This is a genomic window from Streptosporangium heterodermiicola (assembly GCF_051390675.1).
Taxonomy (GTDB): Bacteria; Actinomycetota; Actinomycetes; order Streptosporangiales; family Streptosporangiaceae; genus Streptosporangium.
Window position 1 is genome coordinate 543,684 of sequence record NZ_JBPJSR010000001.1, and the last position, 12,979, is coordinate 556,662.

Sequence of the window (12,979 nt, forward strand, 5' to 3'; positions counted from 1 at the left end):
GGAGGTGACATCCCCGGGACCCCGGCCGTCCTGATTCACGACTTCTTGTTCACGACGTTGACGGGCCGATACGCGAACGGCTCAACGGCTCGAATGTGACCGGCTCGATGCCCGGCCGGCTCACGTCCGGCGGTCGAGCCGGCAGATCGGGCAGTTGCTCAGACCGGCCTTCTCGGCCTCGGCCCGGGACGTGGTCTCGATGCCGCTGCCACCCACGCTGGCGCCCTTGACGAGCGGGCAGTCGGAGTCGTGGAAGCGGCGGGTGCCCTCGATGACCGTGACCGTCTCGCCGTCCGCATCCCGCTCCTGGGACGCGGGACGCGGCCGGTCCTTGACGGCGGGCGAGGTGTCGTCGCCACGGTCTTCGGAGGCGCCGCGGTCGTCGGGGGCGTCACGGTCATCGCGGGAGGAGCCGGTGGTGGGTGCCCCGGCCACGCTGGTCTTGGACTCGGGCTTCGCGGAGGTGGAGTCGGCCGCTACCTGCCGCCCGGCGCGCCCGGGTGCGGTCTCGGCCGGCTCCACCGGCTCGGGGGCGCCGCCATCGGCGGTGGCCTCTCTCCCGGGACCCGAGGGCTCCGGGGAGGCGTCCCGCCCGGCGGCGGTCGTGGTTTCCGCCTTCGTGGAGGCTTCCGCTTCCGCTTTCCCGGAGGAGGTCTTGCCCGCGGGCGCGGCCTCGGCGTGGGCCTTCCCCCCGGCGGGCTCGGGCTTCGCGGGCTCGGTGGCGGCACCCGCCTTGGCCGGCCCGCTCTTGGCGGTCTCGGCCTTCGCGGGCTCCGTCTTCACGACCGGCCCGGTCGTGGCGGGCCCGGCGAGCCTGGTGGGCCTGGTGGGCTCGGCCTCGGTATGCCCGGGTCCGGTGGACCCGGGCTTCGCGGGCGCGGCCACTGAGGCCTCGGGCTCGGAGGTCTCGGGCTGGGCGGTCTCAGGCGCCTCGGCCCGGCTCGCGGAGGCGGTCGTGGAGGGCGTCCTGGAGGAGCCTGGGGCGGCGGGCTCGCTCCCGGCGGACCGGGAGCCTGCCTCCGGCCCTGCCTTCGCGGACTCGGCCTTTCCGGGCTCGGGCTTGGCGGAGTCGTCCGAGGATCCGGCGGAGGCCTTCTGGCCCTCCCGCTCGGAGGCCCCCGCGACCACGTCGCGGCTGAACCAGCTGGTGGCCTCGGACGCGGCGTGCGGGATCTCGGGGATCCTCGGCAGCTGGATCCCGGCCGGGCGGGTCGGCTGCTCCGCCGGACGGGCCGAGGAGCTCGTGGGCTCCTGGGGCCGCGCCTGCGGCTCGGGAGACTGGATGTAGGGCCGGGCGACCGGGACGACGGGCTCCTGCGAGGACCGCCTGGCCTCCTGCTCCTGCGGGGAGCGCCGGGCCTCCTGGCGGGACGCGGTGCTCTCGCGCCCGGTCCCGGAGGCTTCCGGCCTGGTAGCGGGCGCGGCGTCGCGTCCGGCGGCCGGAGGGACAGGAGAGATCGGGGACGCCGGAGAAGTCGGGGACCCTGGGGACTCAGCCCTGGTCTGCGAAGTCTCGAAACGGGCCTGCGAGGCCTCGGCCCCGGGTCGCTGAGACTCAGGCCGCTGGGACTCAAGCCTCTGAGACTCGGACCGCTGGTGGTCGGGCCGCTGGGACTCGGGCTGTCGAGACTCGGACCGCTGGGACTCGGGCCGCGCTCCGGGGGACTGCTGCCCGCCGGACGGGGCCGTGGACTGCGCGGGGGGTCGCGCGGGGCGGTACGGGGCGGTGAAGCGGGCGGTGGCCTCCTGGGGGCCGGGCTCGCGGGCGTCACCGGGGGAGCCGGACTCGTGGGAGACGTTCGGCGGCGCCTCGGACGTGCGTACCCCGGCCGAGGTCTCCCGCGCCTGGGTTCCGGAGGTCTCAGAGGTTCCGAAGGTGCCGGAGGCACCGGAGGCGGGGTCCGCGGGCAGGCACGTGGTGCAGGGCGTGAAGCCCTCCTCCCGAGCCTCCTCGTAGGTGAGCTCCTCATGATCCCTGCCGGCCAGCTGGCGGCATCCCGCGACGTGGTAGCGCTTGCGGCCGGGGATGACCAGCACGATCGCCTCGGGGTCCAGGGCGCCCCGCCTCGCCGCGGCGGCGGTGGCCGGCGCGGCCACCTGGCCGCGTCGCGGCTGGGTCGGAGCGGCGGGCACCTGCTGCATCCCGTGCCGCACCATCATCTGCTGTGGCGCGGAGGGCTGGTTCGGCATCTGGGCCTGCATACCGTGCGGCTGGACCGGCATGCCGTGTGACTGAGCCGTCATGCCGTGCGGCGCGGGGAGCGGCCCGGCCGGCATCGGTCCCTTCGGAGGAAGGGGCTGAGCGGCCCCGGCGTCCCCGCCGGGGAACAACTCGTGGCGGCGCAGCAACGCCCCGATCACCAGGAAGACTGCGGACAACATGCTGACCGCGATCGACCAGATGACCAGAAACGGCTTGGCCAGCACGAACCCCGCGATGAGCAGGACGATGGCCGTGAGTACCAAACCGGCGCTGATGAGGATCACAGAGAGACTCCCGGATGCGGGTCAAGAGGATGACCCGACACCTTAGCGGCGGTCGTTGTGAGGACCGTCAACGCCCTGGAAGGCGCCGGAATGCTGCGAGGGATCGCCGCCGAACGGGTTGGGCGCGCTCTGGAGGGTCGGCTGACCGCCCTGAGCCACCGCGTGGGACATGGCCGGAGGCCCGCTCACGATCGGGAATCCGCCACTGCCCTCGGCTGCCACGTTCAGCTCGGCGAGCTGGTTCTCCAGGTACAGCTTCAGACGGCTGCGGTACTCGCGCTCGAAGCTGCGAAGCTCCTCGACCTTGCGCTCCAGCTCGTCACGGGTCTGCACCAGGGAGCCCATGGCCTGACGGTGCCGCTCCTGCGCGTCGCGTTCCAGCGTCTCCGCCCGCGCACGCGCGTCACCGATGACCTGCTCGGCCTGGCGACGTGCCTTGCCGAGGATGTCGTCGGCCTCGCGGCGCGCACGGGTCACCGTCTCGTCCGCCTCCCGGCGGGCGTCGGCGATGGCCTGGTCGGCGGTCTGCTGCGCGAGGGCGAGCACCCGGGCCGCGGTGTCCATGTTGTCCTCGGCCGGAGGCATTCCCATTCCGACGGGAACGGGCTGCTGATGCTGCACCGGCTCGGGAGCGCGCATCGGCTCCGGCTGCTGCATCATCATCTCGGGCTTGGGCTCGGCGATGGGGGCGGGCGCCATGGCCATGCCCATACCGCCGGGGACCTTGCCCCGCAGGCACTCCGCCAGCTTGGCGCGGAGCTCCTCGTTCTCCTGTATGAGACGGTCCAACTCGGACTCGACCTCATCGAGGAAGGCGTCTACCTCTTCCTCGTCGTAACCCGGCCTGAGTCGGGTCGTACTGAATTGCTTGTTCCGCACGTCGGCGGGCGTCAGCGGCATTTCGGTCTCCTTGGCGCGCTTGGAGTCTGTCCGGGGGGACGGTACCCGATCAACGAAGCGCGGACACGAGTTGGATCAAGACCAAGACCACAATGAACAGCACTGTGAAGCTTAGGTCAAAGGCCACCGTACCCAACCGGAGTGGTGGAATGAAACGGCGGAGGAACTTGAGAGGCGGATCGGTCACCGTGTACACGGCTTCCGCCAGCACCAGGACGATGCCGGTGGGGCGCCACTGACGTGCGAACGCCTGCACCGTCTCAAAGATCATTCTGCCGATCAGCAGGATGAGATAGATGGACAGGACGAAGACCAAGATCCCGCTAACGATCCCCACGGTCCGTACCCGCCTCCACTCCGCTCTGCCGTCCTCTGTCCTGTCGGGACCTGTCGGGCCGGTCACTGTTCATGGTGGAACTCTAGCTCTGGTTGAAGAATCCGCGTTCCGCGATTCGGGCCTTGTCCTCGGCGGTCACCTCGACATTGGCTGGGGACAACAGGAACACCTTGTTGGTAACACGTTCGATGCTGCCGTGTAGGCCAAAGACGAGACCTGCCGCGAAATCGACCAGCCGCTTGGCGTCGCTGTCAACCATCTCGGTCAGGTTCATGATGACCGGGGTGCCGTCGCGGAAGTGCTCGCCGATGGTCCGCGCCTCGTTGTACGTGCGGGGGTGAAGCGTGGTGATGCGCGCCAGATCGGTCGTACGGCGCTCCAGGAGGGCCGTCGCGGGCCTCGGAGCGGGCACGCCGGGGTCGGTGTCGTCCTGGAGGTCGTGGACCGTGCCAGGGCGCTCGTCGCCCTCGCGGCGCGCGTCGTCGAACTCCTCGTACTCGTCGTCGGGGTAGCTGTCGTATCTCTCGTAGCGGTCGTCCTCAACAAGACCGAGGTAGACCGCCATCTTGCGCATCGCGCCGGCCATCGCTACTTCTTCCTCCGTCTTACTTCAGATGTGCCCGAGGGGGCCGGCCTGACCGCCTTGAGCTCACCACCGTTCGACCGCTGTCCGGATACGCGGACGCCAAGGTCCACTTGAAGGGACATTACCTGACGAAGGGCTTCCTGCGACCGAGCAACGCCGTACCAACACGCAGGTGTGTCGCGCCGTTGGCGATCGCCTGGGACATGTCCCCGCTCATTCCCGCCGAGATGACACCGGCGCCCGGGTGGGTTTTCCGCACCGACCGCGAGATCTCCCGCAGTCTCGCGAACGCCCCGCCCGCCTCCTCGCCCAGCGGCGCGACCGCCATCACCCCGCCCAGTTCGAGGCCCTCGGCCCCGGCGACGGCGTCGGCCAGGGCCTCGACCTCCTCGGGTCTCGCCCCGCCCCGCGCGGGGTCTCCGTCGAGCGCGACCTGAACCAGGCAGGTGACCGGGCGTCCCGCCGCGAGCGCCTCCCTGCTGAGCGCGGTGACCAGGCGCGGGCGGTCGACCGAGTGGACGACGTCCGCGTAGCCGGCCACCGAGCGGACCTTGTTGGTCTGCAGCTGGCCGACGAAGTGCCAGCGGAGACCGAGCCCGGCGCATTCGCGCGCCTTGGCCGCGGCCTCCTGGTCGCGGTTCTCCCCGACGTCGGTGATCCCGAGTTCGGCGAGGAACCGCACGTCGGAGGCGGGGTAGGTCTTGCTCACCGCGATGAGGGTCAGCTCCTCGCGGTGACGGCCGGCGGCCCGGCAGGCTTCGGCGATCTGCGCCTCGACCCGGGCCAGCCCGGCCGCGATCTCGTCACGTCGTGTTGTTTCCGTCACATCTCCGCCGCTCGGACACTGGCAAACCGGCGGAGCCCATTCTTCCCGGCACGGCCGGGCGGTCCGTCACCGCCCCCGCCGTGAGAGATGTCACTTCAGGAAGTCGGGGACGTCCAGCTCCTCTTCTTGCTCCTCGAAGATCACCGGCCGGCGCCTGGCCGGGTCGGTGGCCCTGGCCGAGATCGGCGTCGGCTGCGAGGGCTCGGGAGCCGGGCGCGGGATCGACAGCGGCGGGGAGTGCGGCTCCTCCATCCGGTGCGGCTCGGCGTGCTCCGCCTGCGGCTGCGCCTGCTGGACCGGGTAGATCTGCTGCGGCTGGGGCGCCGGCTCCGCCTGGGAGGACTGCGGGCTGGAGACCGGCCGCATCGGCGGGGGCGGCGCGTGCTCCACCCTGGGCTCGGGGCGGGGCTCCGGACGGGGCTCGGCCTTGACCGTGGGCGCCAGCGGGCGGACCGACGGGGCCGCCGAGGAGGGCGGCTGGGCCGGGCGCGAGACGGACTGCGGGCGCGCGGCCGGCTGCGGGAGCGGCTTGGGCTCGGGAGCGGGCTCGTCGAACCCGGCCGCGATCACGGTGACGCGCACCTCGTCGCCGAGGGCGTCGTCGATGACCGTGCCGAAGATGATGTTGGCGTCCGGCGCGGCGGCGGTGGAGACGAGCTGGGCCGCCTCGTTGATCTCGAACAGACCCAGGTCGGAGCCACCCGCGATCGACAGCAGCACGCCGTGCGCGCCGTCGATGCTGGCCTCCAGCAGCGGGCTGGAGACGGCCATCTCGGCCGCCGCGACCGAGCGGTCGTCGCCGCGGGCGTGGCCGATGCCCATCAGGGCGGAGCCCGCCCCGGACATGACCGACTTCACGTCGGCGAAGTCGAGGTTGATCAGGCCGGGCGTGGTGATCAGGTCGGTGATGCCCTGGACGCCGGAGAGCAGCACCTGGTCGGCCGCCTTGAAGGCGTCCAGCACGCTCACCTGCCGGTCGGAGATCGACAGCAGCCGGTCGTTCGGGATCACGATGAGGGTGTCGACCTCCTCGCGGAGGGTCTCGATGCCGGCGTCCGCCTGCATCGCCCGGCGCCGTCCCTCGAAGCTGAAGGGCCGGGTCACCACACCGATGGTCAGCGCGCCGAGCGTACGGGCGATGTTGGCCACCACCGGGGCGCCACCGGTGCCCGTGCCGCCGCCCTCACCGGCCGTGACGAAAACCATGTCGGCCCCCTTGAGGACCTCCTCGATCTCCTCGCGGTGGTCCTCGGCCGCCTTGCGCCCGACTTCGGGGTTGGCCCCCGCGCCGAGGCCGCGGGTGAGCTCGCGCCCGACGTCGAGCTTGACGTCGGCGTCACTCATCAGCAGCGCCTGGGCGTCGGTATTGATGGCGATGAACTCGACGCCCTTGAGTCCCTCCTCGATCATCCGGTTGACGGCGTTGACTCCGCCTCCGCCGATTCCTACAACCTTGATGACCGCGAGGTAGTTCTGCGGTGCTGCCACGACGAGGGGCCTTTCCGCTCGTTGACTTGCAATTTCATGCGGCACGGGGCCCGTGCCGTCGTTTCCAAAACCCTCACCCTCAAGTTGAGATTTAGCTTTATGTCAACCTGAGGAGTGATACGGACAGTAGGAGTTGCGCTCCTGGCGGGTCAACTAACCGCGCCGCAGCGCGTTCAGCGTGTCGCGGGCCGCCCTTTTCCGGGAACGCTCCGGGAACGCCCGCCATCCGATGAGATCACCTGACCGTCACGACGTCAGGCGAACTGACGTCATAGGTGTCGGCCGGGCGCTTGAGCAGCGTAACAAGGATCCGCGCCTTGTCGTCCGGACGGTCGCCGCCGCCCCACACGACCGCGCGGCCGTCCTTGAGGCGGAGCGAGACCGTCTCCGCCGACGGCGCGAGCACCTCCGCGACCTTGCGGGCGAGATTGTCCGGCAGCGCGGTGAGGACGGTGAGCGCCGCCACGGTCGCCGGATCCGCGGGCCCGGGGCGCGACACCCGCAGCACGGGCAGCGCCGGGGGCGCGACGTCCTTGACCTCGCTGACCATCCCGTGGCGGTCCATCAGCGCGGACCTCTCGCCGACCGGCACCACCGCCACCGGCGAGCGCTCCACGACCTCGACGCGCAGGGTGCCCGGCCAGGCGCGGCTCACCGTCACCGACTCGACCTGCGGGATCCTGCCGATCCTGCCCTCGACCTCGGCCACGTCGACGGTGGCGAGGGGCATGTCCGCGGCCACCTCGGCCGCCCGCCGGATCTGCTCCGCGGACAGGCCCGCGTTGCCGGCCACCTGGATCTCCCGCACCCCGAGCACCGGGGAGAAGAACACCAGCCACGCGGCGATGCCCACGACCCCCACGGTGAGCAGGGCGAGGAAGGCCGACCGCCACACCCCGTTCATCGCCACTCCCCCTCGGGCGCCCCGCGCCCGCCGACGTGGGTCACCGCGCGGCCAGCTCCGCCACGATCCTGGGGCCGAGCTCCGTCACGTCGCCCGCGCCCATGGTCAGGACGATGTCGCCGGGCCTGGCCCGGCCCGCGACCAGGGCGGGCACGCCGTCACGGTGGGGGGCGTAGGCCACCCGCTCCGCGGGCAGCGGCACCTTGCCGGCCACCAGCGCCCCCGACACGCCGGGCTCGGGGTCCTCGCGGGCGCCGTAGACGTCCAGGACGATGGCCTCGTCGGCCAGCCCGAGCGCGGCGCCGAACTCGTCGGCGAAGAACCTCGTGCGCGAGTACAGGTGCGGCTGGAAGACCGCGATGACCCTGCCGTCGCCGGAGAAGGACGCCACCACGTCACGTGCCGCGCGCAGGTCGGCGGCGAGCTCGGTCGGGTGGTGGGCGTAGCTGTCGAAGACCGCCACCCCGCCCGCCTCCCCCTTCGCCTCGAAGCGGCGCTTGGCGCCGGTGAAGGCCGCCAGCCCGTCGCGGATCTCGTCGAAGGAGACGCCCAGCTCCTCCGCCACCGCGATGGCGGAGGCGGCGTTGAGCGCGTTGTGGCGGCCGGGCACCGCGAGCCTGACCTCGCCGCGCCCCGCGATCGTGAAGGTGATGCCCAGCCCCTCGGGAACGATCCCGCTCACCCGCAGGTCGGCGTCCTCCGCCTCGCCGTACGTGACCACCTTCAGCCCGCGGGCGCGGGCGATCGGGATCAGCGCGGCGGAGCCGGGGTCGTCGGCGCAGATCACCATGGTGCCGGTGACGCGCTCGACGAACCTGGCGAAGCTGTCGTGGACCGCGCGCGGATCGCCGTAGTTGTCCAGGTGGTCGGGCTCGACGTTGGTCACCACGGCGATGTCGGGGGCGAGCATCAGGAAGGAGCCGTCGCTCTCGTCGGCCTCGGCGACGAACACCCCGCCCGAGCCCTCGTCGGCGCCCAGGCCCGTCGTCACCAGCTGCCCGCCCACGCAGTACGAGGGGTCGGTGCCGCACTTCTGCAGCGCCACGGTGAGCATCGAGGTCGTGGTGGTCTTGCCGTGGGTGCCGGCGAGCGCGACGCCGGTCTTGCCCGCCATGACGGAGGCGAGCGCCGCGGCCCTGGGGATGACCCGCAGGCCCTGGCGGAGCGCCTCGCCCAGCTCGGGGTTGGAGTCGCGGATCGCGGTGGAGACCACGACGGTGTCGACGTGCTTGATGTGCGAGGCGGCGTGGCCGATGTTGACCCTCGCCCCCAGGTCCCGCAGCTCCGTCACCATGTCCGAGCCCCGCGCGTCGCTGCCGGAGACCGGCACGCCCCGCTTGAGCAGGATGCGCGCGATCCCGGACATGCCGGAACCGCCGATCCCGATGAAATGGACCCGTCCCAGGTCACCGGCCGCGACCGGATCCACCAGCTTGACCAGGCTCATCGGCCGCCCACCCCTCCTCGTTCGCCGCCCGGGCGCGTCCGCTCCGCGCCCGGTCCTCGTCCGCCACCGGCGGCCCCGCGCTCGTCGCGCCCGCCGCGCCGGATCCGCTCCGCGATCCCCGCTGTGATCCCTGTCGCGATTCCCGCCGTGGTCTCTTCGGTGCCCATTCAGCCCCTCCCCAGCGCCGCGATCTGCAACACCCTGCGTGCCAGCGTCACGTCGGCGTCCTTCCTGCCCATCCTGGAGGCCGCCTCGGACATGCTGACCACGCGCTCGGGGTCGGACAGGATGGGCAGCACGCTCCGGACGATCCACTCCGCCGACAGGTCCGCGTCGTCGATCATCAGACCGCCGCCGCCCTGCACGATCGGGGTGGCGTTGAGCCGCTGCTCGCCGTTGCCGTGCGGCAGCGGGATGTACGCGGCCGGCAGGCCCACCGCCGTCAGCTCGGCGCAGGTCATCGCGCCGCTGCGGCACAGGGCGAAGTCGGCCGCCGCGTAGGCGAGGTCCATCCGGTCGACGTACTGCAGCACGACGTACTGCGGGTCACCCGGCGGCGGCTCCTCCTCCGGGGTGTTCTTCGGGCCGATGACGTGCAGCACCTGCACCCCGGCCCTGCGCAGCGCCGGGGCGGCGGCGAGGGCCGCCCGGTTGAGCGAGCGGGCCCCCTGGGAGCCGCCGGTGACCAGCAGCGTGGGCAGGTCGGCCTCCAGGCCGAACCAGGACCGGGCCTTGTCGCCCATGGACAGCCGGTCCAGGTTGACGATCTCCCTGCGGAGCGGGATCCCGATGTGCTCGGCGCGGTTCAGGGGGGTGTCCGGGTGGCCGGTGAACACGTGCTCCGTGAGGCGCGCGCCCAGCCGGTTGGCGAGGCCGGGGCGCGGGTTGGCCTCGTGCACCACGATCGGCACGCCGCGCCGGCGCGCCGCGAGGTAGGCGGGGGTCGCCACGTAGCCGCCGAAGCCGACCAGGACGTCGGCCTTGACCTGGTCCATGATGCCGGCGGCCGCGTTGATGGCGCCCGCCAGGCGGCCGGGCACGCTCAGCAGCTGGGGCGTCAGGGCCCTGGGCAGCGGCACCGCGGGCACCAGTTGCAGGTCGTATCCCCGGGCGGGCACCAGCCTGGTCTCCAGACCGCGCTCGGTGCCGAGGCAGGTGATCCCGATGTTGGGGTCGAATTGGCGCAACGCGTCGGCCAGGGCCAGCGCCGGTTCGATATGACCGGCCGTCCCGCCACCGGCGAGGACCACCCTCATGTCGGTCCTTTCGCTTATCGTCTTCCGCGGCCCGGTCGTCGTCTCCCGGCCGGACCACCCAGGCCAAGCCAGCTTAGGCCCCGCGCCACCGGTCCGGGGCCATGGGCCGCGAGAGCCTCGCGGGCGCCGGGTTCGTGCTTGGCGAACGACAGGAGCATGCCGAGGGCGGCGAGGGTGGGCAGCAGGGCCGATCCGCCGTAGGAGACCAGCGGCAACGGGATGCCGGTGATGGGCAGCACGCCGATGACCGCGCCGATGTTGACGATCGCCTGGCCGGTGATCCAGGCGACCGCGGCGGCGGAGGCGAGCCTGACGAACGGGTCCTTGACCCTGGTCGCCACCCGCAGTCCCGCGTAGCCGAGCAGCCCGAACAGGGCCACCACGACGAGCGTGCCCATCAGGCCGAGCTCCTCCCCGAGGATGGAGAAGATGAAGTCGCTCTCCGAGTGCGGGATCCAGCTCCACTTCTGCCTGCTGGAGCCCAGGCCCAGCCCGAACCAGCCGCCGCTGCCCATCGCGATCTGCCCCTGTACGGCCTGGTAGCCGGTGTCCTGGGCGTTGCCCCAGGGGTCGAGCCAGCCGGTGATCCGGTCCGAGCGGTATCCCTCCGTGCTGATCATGACGATGGCCGCGAGCGCGGCGACCGCGAGGATCCCGCCGAACAGCTTCAGCGGCGCCCCCACCACCCACAGCAGCGACAGGAAGATCAGCATCAGCATCAGCGTGGTGCCCAGGTCGCTGCCCAGCATGACCATGACGGCCAGGATGGCGGTGCCCGGCATAAGCGGGATGAACAGGCTGCGCCACTCGATCGTGCCGTTGCGCGCCTTGCGGGCCAGCAGGTCGGCGCCCCAGAGCATCAGCCCGAGCTTGGCGGGCTCGGACGGCTGCAGGTAGATGGGGCCGAGGTCGATCCAGCGCTGGGCGCCGAGGTGGGAGGTGCCGACGAACAGCACCAGCACCAGCCCGAGGATCGACAGCGCCATCAGCGGCAGGCCCGCGAGCCTGAAGAACCTCGGCGGCAGCTGCGCGCAGATCCACATCAGCGGGAGGCCGAGCGCCGCCGAGATCGACTGCTTGAAGAACCAGTAGAAGGGGTCGCCCGTCTCCTGCAGCGCCTCGATGCTGGAGGCCGACAGCACCATCATCAGGCCGAGGGTGAGCAGCAGCGCGCTGCATCCCAGGATCAGGTAGTACGAGGTCAGCGGCCGGTTGAGCAGCTCGCGGAAGGCGAGCAGGTGCTCTCGGAACCCGTCGGGACGCGCGGGCGCGGGCGCTCCCTTGTGGGCCGGTTTGGGGGCCGGCTTGTGAGCGGGCGCCCCCTCCTGGGTGGTCGCGCTCACGCCGCTCCCCCGTCGTGCCCCTCGGCGAGACGGTGCACGGCCCGGGCGAACGCCTCCCCTCGGGCGGGGTAACCGGCGAACATGTCCAGAGAGGCGCCGGCCGGGGCCAGCAGCACGGTGTCTCCGGGGGCGGCGAGCCTGGCGGCTTCGGTGACGACACGGTCCATGACCCCAGTGTCTTGCCCCGCGACCTCCACCACCGGAACATTCCCGGCGTGTCGCGCCAGAGCCTCGCGAATTCGCTCGCGGTCGGCGCCCAGGAGCACCGCGCCGCGCAGGCGGGGCGCGGCGCGGCGTACCAGCTCGCCGACGTCGGCGCCCTTGAGCTGTCCTCCGGCGACCCAGACGATCGACGGGTAGGCGGCCAGCGAGGCGGCGGCGGCGTGCGGGTTGGTGGCCTTGGAGTCGTCCACGTAGTCGACCTCGGCGACCCTCGCCACGTGCGCGATCCGGTGGGGGTCGGGCACGAAGTCCAGCAGCCCCCGGCGCACCGCGCCGGCGGGCACCCCGTAGGCCCTGGCCAGGGCGGCGGCGGCGAGCGCGTTGGCCACGTTGTGCGGGGCGAACGGGCGGACGTCGGCGAGCGAGGCGAGCTCCTCGGCGTTGCTCCCGGGGTCGGCGACGAACGCCCGGTCCACCAGCAGGTCCTCGACCACGCCCAGCTGGCCCGGCCGGGGCACCCCGAGGGTGAAGCCCACGCTCCGCGCCACCCCGGTGCTCCCGTACGGCGCGGCGAGGCGGGCCGCCCACTCGTCGTCGGCGTTGTGCACGACCGTCCCGGCCCTGGCGAAGATCTCCCCCTTGACGCGGGCGTACTCCTCCATGGAGCCGTGCCAGTCGAGGTGGTCGGGCGCCACGTTGAGCACCGCGGCGGCGTACGGGGCGATGCCCGGCGCGCGGTGCAGCTGGAAGCTGGACAGCTCCACCGCGAGCACGTCCGAGGGCCCGGTGACGGCCTCCACCACCGGGGTGCCGACGTTGCCGACGGCGAGCGCCCGGTGGCCCGCGGCCAGGAGCATCGAGGTGAGCATCCGCACCGCGGTGGTCTTGCCGTTGGTGCCGGTCAGCGCGAGCCAGGGGGCGGCGCCCTCGGGGCGGAGCCGCCAGGCCAGCTCGACCTCGCCGATCACCTCGATCCCGGCCGCCGAGGCGGCGGCGAGCAGCGGGTGGTGCGGCGGCCAGCCGGTGGTGACGACCATGGAGGTGCCCTCGGGAGGCGCGGAGGGCTCGCCGAAGCGGACCTCGACGCCGAGCGCGGTCAGCTCGGCGGCGACCGCCCTGGCCCGCTCGCCGTCGCGGCCCTCCAGGACGACGACCTTCTCGCCGCGCCCGGCCATCGTGCGGGCCACGGCGACGCCGGAGACCCCCAGCCCCGCGACGCAGATCACGCGCCCTCCCCGGCCGC

Annotated in this window: 11 protein-coding genes; all 11 read right to left on the reverse strand. The window is 72.5% G+C overall.

All coding sequences use genetic code 11. From position 1 onward, the window contains the following. Positions 1-120: 120 nt before the first annotated feature. Positions 121-2,487, reverse strand: coding sequence for a hypothetical protein (locus ACSC1Q_RS02150; protein ID WP_436756917.1), 2,367 nt, complete (start codon positions 2,485-2,487; stop codon positions 121-123). 42 nt (positions 2,488-2,529) lie between these two features. Then, positions 2,530-3,387, reverse strand: coding sequence for a DivIVA domain-containing protein (locus tag ACSC1Q_RS02155; protein WP_350973933.1), 858 nt, complete (start codon positions 3,385-3,387; stop codon positions 2,530-2,532). A gap of 49 nt (positions 3,388-3,436) precedes the next feature. Continuing rightward, complete coding sequence (locus tag ACSC1Q_RS02160) at positions 3,437-3,724, reverse strand: YggT family protein (RefSeq protein ID WP_344748313.1); 288 nt, start codon at positions 3,722-3,724, stop codon at positions 3,437-3,439. 82 nt (positions 3,725-3,806) lie between these two features. After that, positions 3,807-4,310 carry a cell division protein SepF gene (locus ACSC1Q_RS02165; RefSeq protein WP_329093101.1) on the reverse strand — a complete coding sequence of 168 codons (504 nt, stop codon included), beginning with the start codon at positions 4,308-4,310 and terminating at the stop codon, positions 3,807-3,809. A 121-nt stretch (positions 4,311-4,431) separates the two neighbouring features. Further along, complete coding sequence (locus tag ACSC1Q_RS02170) at positions 4,432-5,136, reverse strand: YggS family pyridoxal phosphate-dependent enzyme (protein WP_436756918.1); 705 nt, start codon at positions 5,134-5,136, stop codon at positions 4,432-4,434. 90 nt (positions 5,137-5,226) lie between these two features. Further along, positions 5,227-6,624 (reverse strand): cell division protein FtsZ, encoded by a 1,398-nt coding sequence (gene ftsZ / locus ACSC1Q_RS02175; RefSeq protein ID WP_436756919.1) that lies wholly within the window; start codon positions 6,622-6,624, stop codon positions 5,227-5,229. Positions 6,625-6,859: 235 nt separating this feature from the next. Next, the gene (locus ACSC1Q_RS02180) at positions 6,860-7,528 is read right to left on the reverse strand and encodes a cell division protein FtsQ/DivIB (RefSeq protein ID WP_436756920.1); all 669 of its coding nucleotides are present in this window, start codon (positions 7,526-7,528) and stop codon (positions 6,860-6,862) included. Between the two features lie 40 nt (positions 7,529-7,568). Further along, positions 7,569-8,975, reverse strand: coding sequence for a UDP-N-acetylmuramate--L-alanine ligase (murC, locus tag ACSC1Q_RS02185; protein WP_436756921.1), 1,407 nt, complete (start codon positions 8,973-8,975; stop codon positions 7,569-7,571). Between the two features lie 167 nt (positions 8,976-9,142). Continuing rightward, positions 9,143-10,231 (reverse strand): undecaprenyldiphospho-muramoylpentapeptide beta-N-acetylglucosaminyltransferase, encoded by a 1,089-nt coding sequence (murG, locus tag ACSC1Q_RS02190; protein WP_436756922.1) that lies wholly within the window; start codon positions 10,229-10,231, stop codon positions 9,143-9,145. Positions 10,232-10,245: 14 nt separating this feature from the next. Continuing rightward, positions 10,246-11,574: a putative lipid II flippase FtsW gene (ftsW, locus tag ACSC1Q_RS02195; protein ID WP_436756923.1), complete on the reverse strand. Its 1,329-nt coding sequence runs from the start codon at positions 11,572-11,574 to the stop codon at positions 10,246-10,248. Then, the gene (murD, locus tag ACSC1Q_RS02200) at positions 11,571-12,962 is read right to left on the reverse strand and encodes a UDP-N-acetylmuramoyl-L-alanine--D-glutamate ligase (RefSeq protein ID WP_436756924.1); all 1,392 of its coding nucleotides are present in this window, start codon (positions 12,960-12,962) and stop codon (positions 11,571-11,573) included. Before murD ends, ftsW begins: the two co-directional genes overlap by 4 nt. Positions 12,963-12,979: the final 17 nt, after the last annotated feature.

Coding starts and splice junctions, on each gene's coding strand:
- murC (WP_436756921.1), bottom strand. CDS start 8,975: ATGAGCCTGGTCAAGCTGGTGGATCCGGTCGCGGCCGGTGACCTGGGA.
- murG (WP_436756922.1), bottom strand. CDS start 10,231: ATGAGGGTGGTCCTCGCCGGTGGCGGGACGGCCGGTCATATCGAACCG.
- ACSC1Q_RS02165 (WP_329093101.1), bottom strand. CDS start 4,310: ATGGCCGGCGCGATGCGCAAGATGGCGGTCTACCTCGGTCTTGTTGAG.
- ACSC1Q_RS02180 (WP_436756920.1), bottom strand. CDS start 7,528: ATGAACGGGGTGTGGCGGTCGGCCTTCCTCGCCCTGCTCACCGTGGGG.
- ACSC1Q_RS02155 (WP_350973933.1), bottom strand. CDS start 3,387: ATGCCGCTGACGCCCGCCGACGTGCGGAACAAGCAATTCAGTACGACC.